Source organism: Nostoc sp., from assembly GCF_036917395.1.
Taxonomy (GTDB): domain Bacteria; phylum Cyanobacteriota; class Cyanobacteriia; order Cyanobacteriales; family Nostocaceae; genus Nostoc.
In genome coordinates this window covers 1-20,027 of sequence record NZ_JBALDI010000088.1, presented here as the reverse complement: position 1 = coordinate 20,027, position 20,027 = coordinate 1, and the positions used below count along the sequence as shown (strand labels likewise).

Below are 20,027 nucleotides of genomic sequence, written 5' to 3'. Positions count from 1 at the left end.
TTGTGGCAGTTTATTAAGTATGAATGGATTGATATAGATGCTTACTTTGGTTGGGAAAATTTTATCGACTCTGTTGAAAAATTTCTTTAAAAATTTTGAAAAAATTATGTAATTAATTTTATTTTCCTACTTAAATGATCTAGATCGTGACAATTATAAAGTAACTATTAGTCATGATTAAGTAAGGATAATATTGAGTAAATATAGCTAATTTTTTATGAAATGCTATACTTCAAAAACAAGCTTTTTTTCTGAAAATTACTATTTTTGGTCACAACAAATTTAATTTATTAATAAAATATTATCTTAGTTAAATGTACGTTAGTAAATAGTTTATATTTGTTATTACAATGCTGTAATTTATTCATTAGAGAGTTAGCTAATGACACAAACAACTCAATACGCACACTATATGCAGGCTGACCAACGCCCTAGTATCAAAGAGCCAATAGAACTATCACCTTTAGTCGGTAATTGGGTCAATACTAAATCGGATACTAATTATTTGGTGCGGGTGGTTCTGACTGAACAAGACGGTCGCCTTGTGTTTCAAGGTTATGGAGCCAACGAACCCGATCCAATTGACTGGGGTAAGGTTGAGGCGGTGGCTTACGGTGTAGGAACCTCACTTATAGCAGGAGGATTCCACGCTTTTTACAAGCTAGACGGGATTGAGACACATTTGGTGGCAAACCAAAAATTGGGAATCTTGGTCATTCAGTCCTATACCCGCTACGTAGATGGTAGTGGTCGAAGTGATCATTTTGCCCGTGAGTTTTTTCATCGCTAGTAAGAAGAGGAAGATTTCAAGATGGAACGAAACGAAATTTACGGAAACCAGCCCAAGGACACCGTGATTGATTTCACGCCTTATTTAGGAACCTGGATAAACTCCAACACCAAGACTACATGGATCGATAAATTTACCTTAACCAAGCATAATGAGCAAATTATTATGCACGCTTATGGTGCCGAGTCCCTCAAAGATTGGGGTGAGACTGAGGTGACACCGTTTGTAGATAATATCAATGAGAAGGCTTTCTGTGCAAGATACGATCGCGATTCAGTGGAATCCTTGTTGGCAGCGAACATGAACAAAGATTTGTGGGTAATTGCTGCTTTTCACAAGTTCAAGGATGGCAGCCAACCTAATTTTCTGTGTCGGGAGTTTTACTATCGGCCGGATTAAGATGAAATTCCTGCTTACATTTGTACTAAGAAAGCTCATAAGCTTTGCTGTACAAAAAGTCTAAGGTTTAACACTTAAAACACTGTATCCATGTAAACGCTGAAACTAAACGCCTTGTCATTGGCTTTGTTGGGTTTGGCTTACGCTCAAACCCACTTGCTTCTCCTAAGGGAGACGCTGCGCGAACAACGGGGGGAACCACCAAGGACGCACTGCCTACCCAACCCACTATTCTTCTTAACTGAACCGTATTGGGTGATAAGGGATTTCCAAATTTAGTAGGGCACTACCTTATTTGCATCATTACCGTGTGAAACCCGCTGCATACAACAGCGGGTTTCTGCTGACTACAGTTCTTGTGTATCTACTTCTTGTGGATGATAGTAATCTTGAACGTATTTACTAGTTACTTCTAGCAGTGTGGCGTGACCTTCAGAACTTAGCTGTGGGTACGCTGACACTGCGCTACTGATATAAGAGGTAAAATCGGTTTCATTGGGATTGAAGAACTCTTGTCCGATCACGAGTGCGGCATAAGTTTCAGACATTTTAGTGCTGAATCCGTGCTCGGTTAGTCCATCAAGCATGTAACGAAATAGCCAGTTAGCGTCAGGGTCATGCTCAATCAATTTAGAAGCGCCAGTCATAAAGTCTTGGTATTCAGTCATTGAGGTTACTCCTTTGGCAACTTATATTCTCGAATAATTCTGGCAATCACACTGCTTATAGAAAACAGCCCAGGTTTTTAGACAAGGCTTCAAACTTTTCGTTGCAAATTGGAAAGTTTACTCGGCAATGATTCCAGTCATGAGGCTTTGCGAGTATGAAATTTGTGACTCGAAGCAAAAATGGGGGATGAAATGTAGTTAAATTGAAATAGTTAATTCACCAAACTAAACATCCCTACTCAACTCATATAGCAATTCTATCTGATTTATTAAAATCGTCAGTCTTAGATACCGACTTATTTAATAAGTAGATAATCTTATTGTTCATGAATGATTTAAGATTGCTCTATATAGTTAGAATAGTCTACCTATTTTAATAAATTAATATCTTTAGTCCCCACAATAATCATATTGTAAATATAGACAGTTCTATCTATTGTTTGTATCCCTAAAGTTTCAACGCCAATTTATGATATTGTCATTATTTTTACTATTATTAATTATAATTATTGTTAGGATGTTAAAGTCAAGTCACTTAAAGAATTATTATTCCAAAAATACAAAAAATTGAATAATCTTTATTGTGTCACTTGACAAATTAAACTACCATTTGCAAAATGAGTATTGATATAGAGTAAAATAACGATTTTAATTTATCTTTGCGTTCTCGCTGTTTGCAACAAAAACTGTACTTATTGAGATACAGGCTACTCAAATTAAAGATTTAGGCTCTCGCTCAAATAGAGTAGATTTTATGCTAATAAATAATTTAGCAAGCAACACCGCATCTTTTAACTCCTAAATTTTGACTATTTTTTATGAATCTTCAGTACGAGGAAAGGTATGAAAAATACTCAAGTAACAATTAACGAAACAGCTTGCAAACATAAGCAAAAAAAATTAAGTGGCAACAAAAAACTAACTTGTACAAAACCACCACAACCAGGTGCAAACCAAGGAAATTGTCCTTTAGATGGAGCGATGGTTTCTGTCGGAGCTATTACTGATGTTGCTCATGTAGTACATGGTGCTATTGGTTGTACTCATAATCCTTGGGCGACTCATGGTAGCCTCTCATCAGGCTCTCAATTATACCAAACTGCTTTTACTACTGATTTTGGCGAGAATAATGTCATTTTTAGTGGTGAAAAGAAACTCTACAAAGCTATTCTCGATGTTGCTCAACGCTATAATCCTGCGGCTGTTTTTGTCTACGCTACTTGTATTACCGCTTTGATTGGTGATGATATCGATAGTATCTGTAAACTGGCTGCACAGAAAATTGATATTCCGGTTGTTTATGTAAATTCACCTGGATTTCTTGGTAGTAAAAATTTAGGTAATCGCATCGGCAATGAGACTTTATTGAAATATGTAATCGGAACGGCAGAACCAGAATTTACCACTCCTTTCGATATCAATATTGTTGGTGAGTACAACGTTGCTGGTGATTTATGGAATGTTTTACCATTATTCAAGAGATTGGGTATACGGGTTCTCTCTAAAATTACGGGCGATGCTCGTTATAAAGAAGTTTGCTATGCTCATCGTGCTAAGTTGAATGTAGTCATTTGCTCAAATGTAGTACTGCCAATGGCGCAAACAATGAAAGAACTTTATGGAATTCCTTATGTTGAAGAATCTTTCTTCGGTGTGGAAAACTTAAACCATTGTTTGCGAAATATTGCAGCAACATTAGGGGATAAATATCTTCAAGAACGTGTAGAATGGTTGATAAAAGAAGAAAATGCAGCCCTAGATATTGCCCTAGCTCCCTACCGTGCCCAATTGAAAGGTAAGCGGATTATTCTTTCTACTGGTGGTGTAAAGATTTGGTCGATTATTTTAGCCGCCAAAGATTTGGGAATGGAAGTCATTGCTACCACTAACGCAAAGACTACAGAAGAGGAGAAAGCCAAAATTAAACAATATCTCGGTCAAGATGGTATTGTTTTGCGCGAAGCAACCCCGGAAGTATTATTAAAAGTACTAAAAGATACAAAGGTTGATGTGCTTATTACTGGGAATGGCAATAAATATACAGCACTGAAAGCACAAATTCCTTTTTTGGATGTTAACCATGAACGCCATCATGCCTACGCTGGTTATATGGGGCTGGTGGAACTGGCACGAGAATTGTATAAAGCATTGTATAGTCCTGTGTGGGAGCAAGTCAGCAAACCTGCTCCTTGGGATGAAAAAATCAACCATGATCTGGCTTGACCAATCTTAATACCACAAGTTGCCTCAATCTCTCCAATGTATTTTTTATTATAAGTTTACTACTCTGTAAGGTCTTCTTGGCGATTTGGATGGGTGTTGAAATAGGCACGATCAAAGGATTGCCCCAGAATCTCCTGACCAATTGAGGACAAAACGCGATCGCAATTATCATGCAATACGTAAAAGGATAAATCTCGCAATATTCGCTCTACAGGACTCGGTTTAATCAAGGAGCGAGCTCCACAAGCGTGTATGCAGTCGTTCACCGTTTCCAAAGCCAGTTGTTCAGTTATGTAACGGGCGCGATTGCCTGCTTGTTTTGCCCCTAAGACCTGGCCTGTTTCCCAAAGAGTGGCTACCTGCCGCAGCCAGAGATGCATAGTATCTATATTAATTGCTGCCTTAGCAATTCGGTGTTGTACGTAGGGGTCGTGTCCTTTTTCCTGTTTGTTGATGTATGCTAAAGCATAATCATAGGCTCCTTCAGCAGCTCCTAGAAAAGCAGCACCATACAGAGGCGTAAACCGCGTCTGCCACTCCTGTTGGATGTACTGTCCCGGATAGCCAATCAAGTTTTCTTTAGGGATGAAAGTACGTTCAAAGCGAACTAAGTAACTCACTGTGCCTCTCATCCCAATTGGCTGCCACCAACTATCATCAAAGCTAATACTGGGGTCGGATAAGTTGCAGGCTAGTAACAACACTGATGTCGGTGAGCCATTGCTATGACGCGCTCCCCCAGGCCCTGCTGTGTTGACCAAGAGAATTGCCCACTGTGCTTCTGGGGCACTAGTCGCGAATACCTTTGTGCCATCAATGATGTATCCCTCATCTACCACTTGCACACTTGTGCCAAGGCTGGCTTTTTGACCTGGAATCTGAGACTGGGGTTCTCCACTCCAAGCCGCCCATTTTTCGCCACGCTGAACAATACCCTCAAACCAGCGCTTTTTCTGAGACTCATCAGCCATAGCCGCTAGTAAAACTTGGGCATTTGCGTGTCCTTCCCAGCAACGAGCTAAGGATAAATCCACTTTTGCTAGTTCCTTAGTCATCATCCATAGGGTAAAGATATCGCTATCATGTCCTAACCCTAGACCACCGTATTCAGTTGGCACAACAGGCGCATTCAGACCTGCTTGAAAAAGGTCTTCAAAATCTTCTCTTGGGAAGCTAGCATTGTGATCATAACCAGCGGCACGAGAGGCGAACTTATCGCGTGCAAGTTGGCTAATGCGCTCAATCAGAGTTTGCTTGTTGAGAGTTAGATTGAATATCATTTAATAGAGTTTCATAGACTTGTTTTTAGTTGCTAATCTTACATTTTCACCTGTTGGTTTATGGCAATTTTTGTAAGTAGGTTATTTTAATCCGGTATGAATAATAATTCTGTTGGCAAATGAAAAGCAGCTTAGTAATATGCCTGATAAGAACATCATTACATATTGTTTGTCTTTTTTTATGTGAATTTGAGACTGACAACTCGAAAATTAACCACTAATAAAAATGAGGTTACACTTTTGCACGCTTTATTCATTTACTGTTAGTTTCCTTCAGTGGTTGCAAGATATAAGTAAATAAATCATCAATAACTCGATTAGCTGATATATAGCTACCTGTGAGCCAATAATAATCATCTACTACATAAACTTTACCCTGCCTAACAACATTAAGCTTTGACCACAGAGGTTCTGCCATAAGTTGATTGACAGCTATCTTTGACTGTGCGGGGTCTTTGAAGCCGTAGCGCACTATAAATAGGATATCACCATCTATCTGGGTAAGGGCTTCTGGAGAAATATTGTAGCCAACGGGGTTGCCCGCTTTCTTTTGAGTTGCTTTAGCATCCAGATTTTGCGAAGGAGGACGGATTAAACCAGCATCCTCTAAAATTACTCCAGAGAATGCACCCTTCGTTAACGGGTTAATTGTCTTTGGGATCAGGCGCACGACGGAAACTAAAGTCTTTTTGAGTCGAGATCCTATCTTTTGTTTAAACTCAGTTAAGCGTGCGTTATAGTTATTCATTAAACGTTTTGCTGTCTCGGTTTTCCCCAAAGCTTTTGCTGCTGGCATAAACGGTTGTTTCCAGTCTCCATTGCTTTGCACCTTCAGCAGAACGGTGGGTGCAATGTGAGACCATAAACTGTAAGTATCCCGGTTCCGCGTCGTGCCTAAAATCAAGTCCGGCTTGAGAGTTATAACCTTCTCCATGTTCGGTGGTGTCAAAACCGCACCAATGTTTTCAACGCCTGGGTGCTTATTCTCTAAACCTAGCCCTTGGAGAGTTTTAGTTGGATCTGGAGCACCTACCAGATTGGCTCCCAGAGCTAGAGGTATTTCCACTAGCCACGGATCTATGACGACAACTCGTTGAGGATGGACGGGAACTAGAGTCTGACCCATTGCGTGTTTGACTACGTGGAGAGCTACAGGTGATGTTTGATTTGAAGAAACAACAGCTATATCGTGGGTCGGTAATTGACGACCAAAGGAGCTGCAAGCAGAAATCACCAAGAGCGTAAGCAGCACAACAAAGCAGAACTTAGGCATATACAGTCAAGAAGATACAGGTGATGTTAGAGCGATCGCAAAAAAGGCTGTGCAAGAGGCAGAGTGAACTTTCTAGGTTTTGAACAAATTCCTTTGCCATAAAGCTTTCTTTTGTCAAAATTTCCAACTCACTGTCCCCTGCACAATAAATGGATCTTCAGGATAAACAAGGTTAATAGTTCGGGGGATGAAATACTGAACATTGAACAAATTCTTGAGGTTGAGTGCGATGCCAAGGTGGCCTCTTTGGTAGTAGACAGCTGCATCAGTACGTAAATAACTGGGTACACTGAACGAGTTTGTCAGATCCCCCTGCCGTTCGCCGACATAGAACAAACCCAGTCCAAACCCTAACCCTTGCAAATTCCCCTTGGCAAAGGTGTAAGTCGTCCACAAACTCGCGCTATTCTCAGGGACGTTCACTAGTCGATTGCCAATGTATCGCTCGTCCTTTGTCACCTCTCCATCCGTGTAAGCATAGGAGGCAATCACATTCCAGCCTGGCAATATCTCCCCTGTGACATTGAGTTCAATGCCCCGGCTGCGTTGCTCTCCCGTTTGGATATTAAATGTGGTGGGACGATTAGGATCAGGCGTCAAAACATTGGATAAAGTCAGTTGATACAAAGCAAGGGTTGAAGATAGCCTGCCGCTAAGGAAATCAGCTTTAACTCCCACTTCGTATTGAGTGCCAGTACTGGGTTGAAATAAACTACCCCCAAATGTGGTTCCAACATTTTGGGAGAAGGATTCACTATAGCTAGCATAGAGTGAGACGGGTTGGATAGGTTTATAAACAAGACCTACACGAGGACTAAATGCAAAGTCTGATTGACTTTGATTCGCACTTGTATTTAAAAAGTTGGTAACTTTATTATCGATAAAATCTCCGCGTCCACCGAGAAGCAAGTTAAGATTATTAGTAAGTGTGACTATATCTTGAACATAAAAGCCGATCTGATCATTTTTGGTTTTTTGATTAATTCTAGAAAGAAGACGACCGACGGGCTGACCATAGACAGGGTTGAACACATCTATAGAACCAATAGCGCGCATTGTCTGATCGAACTGACTAATGTCTCTGTACAAGTCAAAGCCAGCAACTAATTCATGCTGAAGGCTACCAGTTTTAAATTTGCCTACCACATGGTTGTCTAAAGCATACTCTTCATCGGCACCAGGCGCTCCTATATAGTTTTGCTGTGTGCGATTTAGAGTCCGACCATCAGCTCGTAGAGAGCCAGAATTGGCACTATCTGTTCTATATCTTATAGACCTAACAAGGAAAGCATTCACCAAAGACCAATTATCACTAAAGCGATGTTCAAAGTTATAGCTTAATAGAATGGAACGACGGTTGTTTCTGGCATCTTCATCTGATGTGTTAAGACTGAGCGGAATCTCTCCATTTGGGTTAGGCAAGACAGTTCCTACAGCAGGTAGCCCTGTTCTGGGGTACTGCTGCTGGTCTCGGAACTCGCTTTCAAAAGTCAGCTTCGTATTCTTACTTATTTGCCAACTCAGAACGGGTGCAATAATGTAACGCTGATTGTAAAAAAAGTCAATAAAACTTTCTGTGGTGATGTAAGAAGCATTTAAACGATAAAGGAGCGTTTTGTCAGAATTGAGAGGACCAGAAATATCTAAAGTTGGTTGATAAAAACTATAACTACCAAAAGTCATACTGGTGGCGAAGTAAGGTTCACTCAACGGCTGCTTCGTAACAAAGTTAATCGTGCCACCCGGATTGCCTTGACCGTAAAGGACAGAGGCTGATCCTCTGAGAACTTCTAACCTTTCAATGTTGGCGAGTTGAGTTTGTCCTGATATAGCTCCTGCTGTATAGTCCTTAAGACCGTTGCGAAGGAGGTTGCTTGTCTGAAAGCCTCTAATTGTAAAGACATCACCATTGGTCGGCGAATTGAAACCTTGGATAACACCAACGCTTCTTAAAGCATCAATGGTGTTAACGGCTCCTTCATCCTGCCAACTCTGCCGGGGAACCACCTGAATCGACTGAGGAATGTCCTGTACCCGCCTATTAGTCCGAGTCCCCACAGTCGCATCGGGAACCTGATACCTAGTGTCTGGAGTACCAGTTACTACTAGTTCTATTGGCTCTTGGTTGTCCTCAGGCGTAGTTGTTGGCTGCTGTGCCGTTGTTGGCGTAGCCTCTCGTAGAGAAGCTGTCGTATTTACCTTAAACACTAAACCCTCAGTAACACTATCAAACAACTCCACCTGTGGCGGACTCTGGTTCCCCACAATTGTCAATCGTAAGGTGTTGTCAGAAGTATTTGTAACTATTACTTCAGTAATACCTGCTACTGGCTTTGCTTGTCGGAAACTCTCCCTACCAGCAAGCTGTAACTTGGCATTGGGAATATCTATAATATAGGAGTTACCCTCGGTCTTCCGTGAAACCTGCAATTTCTGGGAGTTAGCCGTAACTAAAATTAACTCTATCCCCTTATCAGTGGTATTCACCTTCACATCTGTAATTGATACTACATCTGTTCTGGGTTGATTTAGTTGAGCGATAAAGTTCTTTACTCTATTGACCTTCAATACATATAATGTGCCGCTCAGAGAACGTTCTATAGAATTGAGTTGGCGAACTTCTGATATGGGTGTTTGCGATTGCTTCTTTATTGACTTGGTGACTAAAGCAGATTGAACAGAGGTTTTTCTGACTACGCATGTGATCGCTTCTTTATTCACTGGGGACTGTGCAAGAGTTGGCTCTTGCTTGACTAGGTTACTACCCAAACCCACACAAACACTCGCTACCAAACTTGGCAAATACCCATTGCACATACCCCAATAATTGATCATTCCACTTTCCTACCAATCTACACGCCAATATTCTTTACCTTTGCAAGTAAAACTTACATTGTGAAGTATAAGCAAGATTGAGTAGGAAATCAACCATTTATGTTGTTTTCCAGACAACTTTCATAATGAAAAAGATTCTTAACAAGATGCTGGCGTCTGATTTGTTACACAGTGTGGCGTTACTTTAGAGGAACTTGACGTCATAGAACAAATGTCCTGGTATGGCTTTAGATCGCTTGGTTTGAGTTGTTGTGACGTAGTTTAGAGATGCTTGCTGGAATGCGATCGCAGTCTTTGATGAACTGCGATCGCAACAGGTTCGTGTGTCCACGATGGATTTAAGAATAGCAACGGTCGGCATCCAGGCAGCCCTAGATATTAAAGGAGGCTATTCTCCTGGCATCAGTAAGCGGTAAAGGAAGTTTTTACTTACTTGGTTCTGTCTAGCCATTTCTAGAAGTAGTATATCTCCATTTTTGAGGAGGATGAAAAAGCATTGAGCATCGAGGTAATCATCGTTGCATAATCCTTCATCAGCGACCTTTGTTTCCTCTATCTCTTCATAGTTCAAATAATGCTCTTTGTCTTCAACATCTACTACATTAAATACGACTGGCATAGGCTTTTAAGGTACAAGAGTACATTGTCGATCATAAATCGTATAGTTGCTTGAAGTCTGTTGGTTTAGTTGCAAAATACAACCCTCATGGGATGTCCTGATATGGTTCGGCATCTCAGGATTCCAATGATATCTAATACGCCTTTGGTATTTTAATTAAGTCATTAATTAGGCAAATTGAACAAATCAAGGCAACTATTTTTTCAGGTGCTTGGCACTCATCACTTCATCAATTATGCGCGGACGAATGCTGACATTATTCGTGGATATGCTCTGCTATTGCAAATTCTTCCTTCTTTTGGCAACGGCTCCTGTTTTATTATTCAATGCTGGAGCGATCGCAACAGGAAATTTAGTAATGTTGCGTAAGTCCTAATAGCTATTTTTCACACAAAACCTGAGACAACGGAATGTCATTGCCAGATATAAATCAGGACAAACAAAACAATCCAGATGACATCAACAAAGTGCCAGAAAATAGAAGTGGCATTTACACCAAAATGACCTGTGTCGTAGTTATCAGGAATGAAAGAGCGACCAAAAACAAGTATCTGCAATAAAATACCAGTAAGAACGTGTAAACCGTGGAAGCCTGTCAGTAAGTAGAACATTCCACCAAAAACACCTGTGGTAAAGCCAAAAGAAAGATGGCTCCACTCGATCGCTTGTCCAACTAAAAAGTAACTTCCCATTGCGATCGAAAGCATTAGAAACTGACGAAATTTTATCAAGTCGTGGCGTGCAAGGGCGCGTTCTGCCAAGTAGATGACAAAGCTACTAGAAACAAGAATTACCGTATTAATTGCCGGATCTGTGACTTCCAGTCCAGAAACACCAGCTGGTAGCCAGTTAGGATTTGCTGTTTTATAGACAATATATGCTGTAAAAAAACCAAGGAAAATGAAAGTCTCTGACAGTAAGAAGACAATGAAGCCGAACATCTTGCTGGCTTCTTCATCATGGGTATGCTCGTGTGAGTGATGATTTGATTCTTCTGAAATGATGGAACTGTCCATTGCTTGAAACTCCTATGTATTTATCTCACGCAGAAACACAGAGAAAATGCGATCGCCTAATTCCTCATCTCAAACTCTCTGCGTCACTCTGCGTGAACCTCTGCGTACCTCTGCGTTTAAAAATCAAATCAAACATTTGACCTGCTCTCTAATGCTCGGCCACTAATGGTTCAGATTTACCGTAGCCGTAGGGTTCACCCACAACAACTGGGATTTCCTCAAAATTCTCGACAGGAGGTGGTGAAGAAACTAACCACTCCAGTCCAATTGCTCGCCAAGGATTCTTTGGTGCTTGCTTGTCATGTATCCAAGAACCAATAATATTCAGAATAAAGGGCAAAGTAGATACACCTAGCAAAAATCCGCCGAGACTGGCGATAATATTCCAAAATTCATACTCTGGGGCATAAGAAGAAACTCGACGCAACATTCCCTGTAATCCTAATGGGTGCATTGGGAAGAAGTTGAGGTTAGTACCAATGAACGCTAGCCAGAAGTGCAACTTGCCCAAGCCTTCGTAATACATACGTCCAGTCATCTTGGGGAACCAAAAGTAAATAGCAGCAAACATCCCCATTGTTACCGTGCCATATAGAACATAGTGGAAGTGACCCACCACATAGTAAGTGTTGTTGACATGGACATCAATGGGAACAGAGGAAAGGGTAATGCCAGTGATACCTGCAAATACAAACAATATTAATGCACCAAATGCAAACAGCATTGGTGTATCAAATCGGAGTTTGCCACCCCAAATCGTTGCAGTCCAGGCAAACACCTTAATGCCAGTAGGGACAGAAACGAACATGGTTGTCAGCATGAAAAACATCCGCATCCAGCCGGAAGTACCGCTAGCGTACATATGGTGTACCCAGACTATACCGCTAACTCCAGCAATCAGAAGTGATGAAATAGCAACAATTCTATAGCCAAACAGAGGTTTGCGAGCAAAAACAGGGAATATCTCTGAAAATACTCCGAAGACTGGCAGAATGATCACATAAACAGCAGGATGAGAGTAGAACCAGAAAAAATGCTGAAATAGAACTGGGTCGCCTCCCTTGGTGGGTTCAAAAAAGCTAGTTCCAACTGTTAAGTCGAGTAAAAGCATGACTGCACCTGCTGTTAAAACAGGTAGTCCAAACAGTTGGATAATCTGGGCACTAAATACGTTCCAAACAAACATGGGCGTACGGAAGGGTGTCATACCAGGTGCGCGCATCGTGACAATTGTGGTGACAAAGTTAATCGCCGCCATAATTGAGGAAACACCTGATATTGCCACTGCCAGAAGCCAGATTACTTCACCATTGATTAAGTTTCCTGTCGGGTTTTGCAAGCTGACGGGAGGGTATGACCACCAACCGGCTTGCGCTGGCCCGCCAGGTATAAAGAAGCTAGCCATCAGTAGGATAGCAGCGACTGGTATCATCCAGAAAGCAACAGCATTAAGTCTGGGAAACGCCATATCTCGCGCCCCAATCATCAGAGGTACAAGATAGTTAGCAAAACCCGTAAGTATGGGGAATGTCCATCCAAATAGCATCACAGTGCCGTGCATGGTGAACATTGCATTATAAACATTACGGTCAACGAGGTCTGATTCTGGGGTAATTAATTCCCCACGAATAATCATTGCAAATATGCCACCAACTAAAAAAAGAATGAAAGCGGTAACAATATACTGAATACCAATAACTTTGTGGTCTGTACTGAAGCTAAAGTATTGCTTCCAGTCTGCTCTCGGTTCCTGTTGAGGTGCGTCACCTGTAATGTCTTCAACGGAAATATTTGTCATTGTCTTTTATCCTTTATTTATCATTTGTCATTTGTCCAAAACCAATGACCATTGTACAGACGCGATTAATGAGCCAGCGCGTTGCGGTGAGGGGGTCGCAGTCTTGGCGGTTCCCGTCGATTGCGAACCCCCGAACCCGAAGGGGGGTTCCCCCCGTTGTAGCGACTGGCGTCGCGTCCTACGACTAATTGCTGTAATTAACTACAGGGGCTTGTGCGGGTGCTACCGTAACCCAGCCTTTGATTAATTCTTTTGATTCTTGGGCATATTCGGAAACTGCTTGATTATTTGCAGTACATGGTTTACGGTTTGCTGCTTCTGTAAGCCACTTCTTGTAATCTTCAAGGGACTCAACAACAACATTTGCCTGCATGGTTGCAAAGTAAGTACCGCTAAATTCAGAATCGGTCAATTGATATTTGCCAATACGGATGGGAGTGAATTCAAAATCAATGTTGCGGTTGGGAATAATGTCTTGCTTGACTCGGAAAGCAGGAATATAAAAACCGTGGAGAACATCCTCGGACTGCATAGCTAAACGAATGCGATGATTGACGGGTAAATGTAGTTCGGTGCTGGTGATTCTTGTTTTTGGATAGCGGAAAACCCAAGCCCACTGTTTGGCATTAACTTCAATGTCTTCAAATGGGATTACATTTGATGTGGCATTAGTTGATACACTTGAGGAAGTCGGGGAGGTAGAAACTATCCCGGCATCCCCGTTAATTGGTGCAGCAGATGCCGATTTCATCAAGACTGGAATATGCATATGCGTAGCTTCCATTGGGCCTTGAATCCCCATTTGCTCGTAGATTTGGTAACTGTAGCTGGCAATCCAAAACACTAGCAATACAGGAATTGCAGTCCAGACAATTTCTAGTGGGATATTTCCTTCAATCGGGGGACCATCGCTGGTATCATACTGCTCTGCTCGATGGAAAATCGCCGAGTAGATAAGTGTTCCTGTGACTCCAAGGAAGATAAATGCTCCCAGCGTGATTAAAAAACTAAACAATTTATCGACGAGGCGCGATTCTGCTGCGGCTTGAGGAGGCATCCAGGAATATGTCCACTCTCCTATCCAAAGACTAACAGCAGTTAAGGCGATCGCGATCGCACTCAAGATCAAAATATTTTGGATTTTTATAGCCATAAAATTCATTGGTCAAAGACGCGATTAATCGCGTCTGTACTCATACAAAGGACTAACATCGATTACTTCAGCAGTAAGTTGGGGTCTTTACCCAAGCGCAACAACATATCAGCAGTGTTGTGAACTCCAAACTCAGTAGCTAATTGCGCTCCTAGCGTACCGTGGATGAACATGATGAACATAATGAACAGTCCAGAAACTAAATAAGTCCACTGTACTTGTTGACTGTTATCTTGACGCCAAATATAACGCTGAAATCCTCTCCAAATAGTCATTCCAAGAATCAGCGCTAGTAGAAAAACACCACCCATTCCATGCCAAAGCATTGTTTCCATCGCTTCCAATCCCCAGGCACTCTTTACCCCAGTAAGTGGTTCTGCCAACATGATTTCGTAAAAACCTGCTCCTACTGTAAAAATTGTGATGAGTGCCGAACCTAGCATATTGTACCAGCCCGCATCAAAGAAGCTAGAACGAGTGGCAGGAACTGCTAAAAACTTGAAGATTGGTTGTTGTAGGGGGAAGAACGCACCAATAAAATCAAAGGTAATGCCAAGGATGAACAAAGCTAGAGTCAGATGAACTAAATTTGGGTGAATGGGTATAGTGTAGGGCAACCCATTTGCTCCCATGTGAGTCTTTAATTGCTCAATAACTTCAGGATTCATTGCAGTAAGCCTTCCTTTATGGCTTCAACAACTGGTACAGTGTGTAGCCCATATACCCAAACTAATTCATCTCCGAAATACACTTGTATGCCTACCAAAACAGTTAAAAGTAAACCTGCTGCTAGGTAATAAACTGATATTTTTTCTGGAGTGCGGCAATGAATCACGTAACGCCAAGCTGTAATAGCTGCGAGAATTCCTGCAAGTGACCAGCCAAGGAGCGTATGTAAATTAAGCACTGGTTGAGCTGCGTTATAAGGTTGTGCTAAACCTGCTTCAAATTGACCAAAAATAACAGCGATGAAGATGGAGATTGTAGCGAAAAACATATTCCACCAACTCACCTTGAAAAGACGGTAGTTGCTAGTAAAGTATCCAATGACATCACACAAGAAGGCAAACAATACCATCGCAATCACAAAATGGACAATGATGGGATGTATCGTATCAGGATACGGTAAATTATGGTTATTTAGAAGATTCTCAAGCATGGTATTCTACTCATCTGTTAGTTAGTGTTTAGTGCTTAACAAGCAATACTTTACAATCTTTTGATTTTTACAACAATTTAGATTGCACTTTAAATCCTTCTAAATAACAATAGCAATTCTGATGAGGAGAATTCTTTCACAGAGTAGCTTGATTATAATAGGCAAAAGCTCGCTGGAATGAATATAGAATAGCAAGTTATCGAAAAAGTTTTACTCGTTGGTAAATGCTGATGAAGGAGTCAATCAATGTATGAAATAGAAACACAAGGATATTAAATCTCCACAATATCGCTTGGAATCTAATCCATCTTACTAAATGGGCTTTGGACATTATTATGTACCCTAAGCTCATACTAAGAATTGCTGCTCTTGGAGTGTAGTTTATTTTTTTGAAGAATTTTGCACTTTTGATTCTCCATATATAAAGAATATCATACCTTTGTTAAATTTACTTGCGATCGCTAACTAATTTTCAAACAGTATTTGTAGTTACAATTAATCAGAAGCTAGAGAGCTTTTATCCAACAGGTGCGCTTATTCTGCTGTTTCTGGATGAGCAATTTTTACCTGTTCAATAAAACGAGATATCCAAGGTAAAGCCACCATAATTCCTGTTAAAACTACTAGAAATACAGCTATTCCATAAATTTGGTCACGGGGAATTTCGAGAACACCGCGTAAAATCACTTCTCTTAAAGCAGAAACAATAGTAATTTCTACTGCTGCGGTCACGGATGTCCTCTGTTGTTGTAGATGATCGATTAACAGGCGGAACAACTCTACTAAAATCAAAATGAACAGGATATCAGATGTTACTTGCCGTAAATCTAATGGACTCAAAAAGGAGAAGAACATATCTCCTAATCGGATGAGCATCACACAGAATAGACCAAGGCAGAGAGAAATGATAATAAAGTCTTGAAAAAATTCCAGGTTCCGGACAATTTTATTTCTTTGTAACCAGTTATTGAAGTTTGAAATTAGCCCCTTGAGCATGATATTTCCTGACAATTAGATTCATTGATCTCCATAACTGAAACAGTGCTGAGTAATCGATGCTAGATACTCAGCACTCAGTACTGTATTCAATCCCCATTATTTAGCTATGGGGTTCCACTCAGCCCGATTAAACTATTTTGAACCGTTCAAGTCACCATGTACGGTTTCTACAGTTTTAATTTTGGATACTGCGGTTGTTAAGTTATTCGCAGCCTTGATGATCTCTTGTAAGGTTTCGTTTATCATCTTCTCATCAACAGAGGTTTCTAATAAGAAAGTTTCTACGAAAATCTCCACTCGATTCACAATTATTTTGGCTTGAGAGCGTAGTTTGTTGAGGTCTTTGGTAGACAATTCCTTCATATTCATTGTTTAAAGCTCCTTTGGTTTTACGGGGTAAATTCTACATTTTTGGTCAGCAATTTTCTCTCAAAGAGCGATTCTTACAAGTCAGCCCTTTTTTGAAAGATAAAGCTTGCAGGAATACCCATTTTATTTGCCTGTTGACTGCTTAAATGGCTTGAGATTTCCCAAATTAGTACAAAGGTTTCAAGCAGGAAAATTGCTAGGGCTGACGAGTTGGTAGGTCTATTTATTCCTTAGGATTTACGCACCAAAATTATCTTTTGAGACTGAGTGTGAAGTGTGTAACTTTGGGTATGTAAGGATTTTGGGTCTTTAATGAAGCGATAACAAGTCTTCTCTTAAGCAAAGATACCAAAGGCGAACGGTGAAGACTTTTATAGCAACTTGAAGCCGAAGTTGTTGAGAGTTTCCCGCAAATACTTGCACCCTTTTAAATAGTCTAAAGTGGCGATTCGCTCGGCTGAGTTTTGCGACCAATCAACAGCAGCATTCATCTGTTGTTGAGTGTAGAATTCTTTCATGATATCATTGTAGTGAGCGATCGCTTCATCTTGTTCTGCTAATTTATAGGTTTCTCGGTGGAATACAACTGACTGTGGTAAACGCGGCTTAATAGCAGGTTGTACTTCAGGATTGGGATAACCTACAGACAATCCAAATACGGGGAACACAAAAGGTGGTAAATTTAGTAGTGTTGCCACCTCTTGGGTGTTATTGCGGATTGCGCCAATATATACCGTTCCCAAACCAATAGATTCAGCAGCTAGAGTCGCATTTTGCGCTGCTACCGAGGCATCGATTACTGCTTTAAACAACAATTCTATGTAATCTAGAGCCACATGAGGTAGTCCGCGACTATCAGCAATATGAGCCATACGACCTAAATCTGCTAACCAAACCAAAAATACAGGAGCCTGATTAACCCATGCTTGGTTATTAGACAGCTTGCATAATTCAGCTTTGCGCTCTGGATCTTCAACCGCTACCACACTCCAGGTTTGCAAATTAGCTGAACTAGCAGCAGATTGAGCAGCTGCAACTAGCCATTCTAAAGTTCCTGGTGGTAAAGGATCGGATAGATAAGACCGAACTGAACAGTGAGCTAGTAGCGTTTGTAGAGAGTCGTTCCAGTCAATTTCGTAGTTGAAGGGAATCTCACCGTAGCGCGATCGCAGTAGCTCTGTAGGATTAGTCATAGTCAACTTTTGAACTCCAACACTTTTTTACGTTTTCAAAGAGACTCTCAACGACGAAAAACAAGGAGGTTGATTAACTAACAAAAATCGATACGATCCTTATTCTGTCAATTTAGAAAAGCAAGACAGTGTTAATCAAGGATTTCAGCTTGGTTAGGTTTGACTCGTTAAGCCCATCGATATCTGATGGATAAAAGCCTTTTGAAATATGAACTTCGGAATTTTTTCTGAGGGAAGTAACAAGAGGAGGATAATACTCTATCATTTGAAGCTAAAGCCTCTTTGCCCCTCCGCCCTAAAAGCAACCCTTACACAGGCTACTATACAGTTTAACTTATTACCATTCGGACAGAATGTTCGTGAAATCATAGAATCATTTATTCGGTGTTGCAGAGAAAGCAGGATGATTTAGCAACTGATAAAATCTCTCCCCCTGCTTACCCCAATTCATCCCACTTCTCTGCAACGCCCTTTATTCATATTAAGCCTTTATAGAAGAATACTTAACTGCTACGCAGCTAGCTGGGTTTCTCCAAAATCTGAAGTTAGGCGATCGCTCCGAAAAAAAGCAACTCGTAAAGCTAGCCGAGACTCAGATACAGGCGAAGTCAGCGGAGTTACCATGTGCCAAGAATTGTCAGAACGCGCGATCGCAACTGAGGAATCACTCAAGGGTAAAATATCTTGGAAGACAGATTCCGCCTGGGAGTCTTTGAGAATTCGCAAACAGCCTCCCCAGTCTCCAGACCATTGTTGATTGAAAAATAGCAGATGAGTTAAAACTTTGCTCGGCTCGTCTGTATGAGGGTGATGTAGATGCCCTGAGTTGTATCGCCGAAATCCAATATCCATCACACAGTCTTTTAGTTCCAACCCAGACATTTCGGCTATTGCTGCGCGGTAAGAGTCTGTCCACAGTCCTTCTATCAACTGTCGCCAGACTTTACTAAGATGTCTCAAGTCATAAGTAAGTCTGCCTTGTGCCATCCGCTCTCGCCAGCGATTATCACTAGATTTGAGCATCAAGGAAATATCCTCGCTAGTGGCTAGCATCTTTCCCCAGGAGTATCCATATCCCTTTCCCTCTGACAGGCGGAACTCTTCATGGGGAAAACTCGCAGTTAGTTCTAAGCTTGCTTCTGGTGAAAGCAGGTTTTTTATCAAAGCCCAATTGTATGGGACTTTTTGCATTGTTGTGGCATGAATAGAATCAAAATTAAGCATGGTAGAAAAAATGCTTCAGTAGAATTAACCAATCATGATTACCCTGGACATCAAGTGGTATTAGAGGATCACCAATCGATTTACCTCTGCGTCAAAAAGCTTGGCTCAAGCCGCAGAAGTTTCAACACCGAAACAGTTAGAGAGTCATTCCAATCGATTTTGTAATTGAGAGGAATTTCACCCGATCGCAATACAGCAGATTGCAAGTAAGTGAGGTACAAAATCCAGGACTGATTCATCAGAGATAAAAAGTTTCTACCTCCTGCCCCCTGCCCCCTGCCTCAAAACCCGTGACTTTGTACTTCATGCGAATGAAAACTGCTGTAATTTTGTAGGATTTGTCATAATCAACTTTTGAACTTGAACGCTTTTTTACGATTTCAGAGGGATTACCAACCCCATTACAAATTTCTTTGGCTACAAGACAACTGGCTTTACCGATAGCGATTCTTCAGCACTGCTCAAAGTAGGTCAAGATCAATCTCCCCAGAATCAAACTGCTTTCCCTCTTGTTTTAGTAGTTTTGGTTGGAGACTACGCAATAGGGAGCGCAAAACATCAGTCTTAGTGCGTTGGAACTGCAAGCAGTACTGCTCTAGAAGTTGCCGTTCTTCTGAAGACAATTGAAAAGTGATCCATCCTTGCTCTTTTCTCGGCATAAATAATACCAATTATGTTGGTATTATCTTAGCAGTTGATATAAGAATTGCGATGCCTTCGGCGGGCTGCGCCTACGCCAACCAGAGACGGAATTGTTATGCGTTCTTAACCAACTTCACTTTTGATTCAAGTCTTCTGGGTAAAAACACAATGCAACTTACAGCGCTTTTCAAGTAATTTAACTACACCATTTCCTACTCCCTACTCTCCATTCCCAGTTTCAGTCATAGTCTAAATACCTGAAAACTGCTGTAATATTTCAGTAGATGTGTCTCTTCACCCTTGGGGAACCAAACTCAGAAGTTCTTCAACCGTGAGACTGCGCTTAACTTTTACTGACTGATGCTTTACAGCATCCAGCACTGATTG

Annotated in this window: 19 protein-coding genes and 1 pseudogene; 3 read left to right on the top strand and 17 right to left on the bottom strand. The window is 41.1% G+C overall.

Annotated features, from left to right (window positions below; genetic code table 11):
• Positions 1–382: 382 nt before the first annotated feature.
• Both V7K46_RS31750 and V7K46_RS31745 read left to right on the top strand, forming a co-directional pair.
• Complete coding sequence (locus V7K46_RS31750; RefSeq protein WP_335120410.1) at positions 383–790, top strand: hypothetical protein; 408 nt, start codon at positions 383–385, stop codon at positions 788–790.
• A 21-nt stretch (positions 791–811) separates the two neighbouring features.
• Positions 812–1,189, top strand: coding sequence for a hypothetical protein (locus tag V7K46_RS31745; protein WP_335120408.1), 378 nt, complete (start codon positions 812–814; stop codon positions 1,187–1,189).
• A gap of 347 nt (positions 1,190–1,536) precedes the next feature.
• Here the strand turns inward: V7K46_RS31745 and V7K46_RS31740 are convergent, their stop codons facing one another.
• The gene (locus tag V7K46_RS31740) at positions 1,537–1,857 is read right to left on the bottom strand and encodes a hypothetical protein (protein ID WP_335120406.1); all 321 of its coding nucleotides are present in this window, start codon (positions 1,855–1,857) and stop codon (positions 1,537–1,539) included.
• 843 nt (positions 1,858–2,700) lie between these two features.
• Between V7K46_RS31740 and nifE the strand changes: the two genes are divergently transcribed.
• A complete protein-coding gene (nifE, locus tag V7K46_RS31735; protein ID WP_335120404.1) occupies positions 2,701–4,080 on the top strand; it encodes a nitrogenase iron-molybdenum cofactor biosynthesis protein NifE in 1,380 nt (459 codons plus the stop codon).
• A gap of 59 nt (positions 4,081–4,139) precedes the next feature.
• Here the strand turns inward: nifE and V7K46_RS31730 are convergent, their stop codons facing one another.
• The 16 genes and pseudogenes from V7K46_RS31730 to V7K46_RS31655 form a co-directional block, all read right to left on the bottom strand.
• The gene (locus V7K46_RS31730) at positions 4,140–5,360 is read right to left on the bottom strand and encodes an acyl-CoA dehydrogenase family protein (protein WP_335120402.1); all 1,221 of its coding nucleotides are present in this window, start codon (positions 5,358–5,360) and stop codon (positions 4,140–4,142) included.
• A 253-nt stretch (positions 5,361–5,613) separates the two neighbouring features.
• On the bottom strand, positions 5,614–6,486 hold the full coding sequence (locus V7K46_RS31725; protein ID WP_335120400.1) for an iron-siderophore ABC transporter substrate-binding protein: 873 nt from the start codon (positions 6,484–6,486) through the stop codon (positions 5,614–5,616).
• A gap of 261 nt (positions 6,487–6,747) precedes the next feature.
• The gene (locus V7K46_RS31720; RefSeq protein WP_335120398.1) at positions 6,748–9,468 is read right to left on the bottom strand and encodes a TonB-dependent siderophore receptor; all 2,721 of its coding nucleotides are present in this window, start codon (positions 9,466–9,468) and stop codon (positions 6,748–6,750) included.
• A 184-nt stretch (positions 9,469–9,652) separates the two neighbouring features.
• Positions 9,653–9,829, bottom strand: a complete 177-nt coding sequence (locus V7K46_RS31715) for a hypothetical protein (protein ID WP_335120396.1) — start codon at positions 9,827–9,829, stop codon at positions 9,653–9,655.
• Between the two features lie 27 nt (positions 9,830–9,856).
• A complete protein-coding gene (locus V7K46_RS31710; RefSeq protein ID WP_335120394.1) occupies positions 9,857–10,087 on the bottom strand; it encodes a hypothetical protein in 231 nt (76 codons plus the stop codon).
• A 413-nt stretch (positions 10,088–10,500) separates the two neighbouring features.
• The gene (locus V7K46_RS31705; protein WP_335120392.1) at positions 10,501–11,103 is read right to left on the bottom strand and encodes a cytochrome c oxidase subunit 3; all 603 of its coding nucleotides are present in this window, start codon (positions 11,101–11,103) and stop codon (positions 10,501–10,503) included.
• Between the two features lie 148 nt (positions 11,104–11,251).
• The gene (gene ctaD, locus V7K46_RS31700; protein ID WP_335120390.1) at positions 11,252–12,901 is read right to left on the bottom strand and encodes a cytochrome c oxidase subunit I; all 1,650 of its coding nucleotides are present in this window, start codon (positions 12,899–12,901) and stop codon (positions 11,252–11,254) included.
• Positions 12,902–13,085: 184 nt separating this feature from the next.
• Entirely contained in the window at positions 13,086–14,048 is a 963-nt protein-coding gene (locus tag V7K46_RS31695) for a cytochrome c oxidase subunit II (protein WP_442939893.1), read from the bottom strand.
• A 68-nt stretch (positions 14,049–14,116) separates the two neighbouring features.
• Positions 14,117–14,722 (bottom strand): DUF2231 domain-containing protein, encoded by a 606-nt coding sequence (locus V7K46_RS31690; RefSeq protein WP_335120385.1) that lies wholly within the window; start codon positions 14,720–14,722, stop codon positions 14,117–14,119.
• Positions 14,719–15,213 (bottom strand): DUF2231 domain-containing protein, encoded by a 495-nt coding sequence (locus tag V7K46_RS31685; RefSeq protein ID WP_335120383.1) that lies wholly within the window; start codon positions 15,211–15,213, stop codon positions 14,719–14,721. Before V7K46_RS31685 ends, V7K46_RS31690 begins: the two co-directional genes overlap by 4 nt.
• Before the next feature lie 534 nt (positions 15,214–15,747).
• Positions 15,748–16,209 (bottom strand): phosphate-starvation-inducible PsiE family protein, encoded by a 462-nt coding sequence (locus V7K46_RS31680; RefSeq protein WP_335120382.1) that lies wholly within the window; start codon positions 16,207–16,209, stop codon positions 15,748–15,750.
• 135 nt (positions 16,210–16,344) lie between these two features.
• Positions 16,345–16,581 (bottom strand): hypothetical protein, encoded by a 237-nt coding sequence (locus V7K46_RS31675; protein ID WP_335120380.1) that lies wholly within the window; start codon positions 16,579–16,581, stop codon positions 16,345–16,347.
• A gap of 371 nt (positions 16,582–16,952) precedes the next feature.
• Complete coding sequence (locus tag V7K46_RS31670; RefSeq protein WP_335120378.1) at positions 16,953–17,774, bottom strand: NADPH-dependent oxidoreductase; 822 nt, start codon at positions 17,772–17,774, stop codon at positions 16,953–16,955.
• A 510-nt stretch (positions 17,775–18,284) separates the two neighbouring features.
• Positions 18,285–18,998 (bottom strand): 2OG-Fe(II) oxygenase, encoded by a 714-nt coding sequence (locus V7K46_RS31665; RefSeq protein WP_335120376.1) that lies wholly within the window; start codon positions 18,996–18,998, stop codon positions 18,285–18,287.
• 80 nt (positions 18,999–19,078) lie between these two features.
• The gene (locus V7K46_RS31660; protein ID WP_335120374.1) at positions 19,079–19,237 is read right to left on the bottom strand and encodes a hypothetical protein; all 159 of its coding nucleotides are present in this window, start codon (positions 19,235–19,237) and stop codon (positions 19,079–19,081) included.
• 291 nt (positions 19,238–19,528) lie between these two features.
• A pseudogene (locus V7K46_RS31655) lies at positions 19,529–19,657 on the bottom strand (TOBE domain-containing protein); the annotation flags it as partial.
• Between the last annotated feature and the right edge of the window lie 370 nt (positions 19,658–20,027).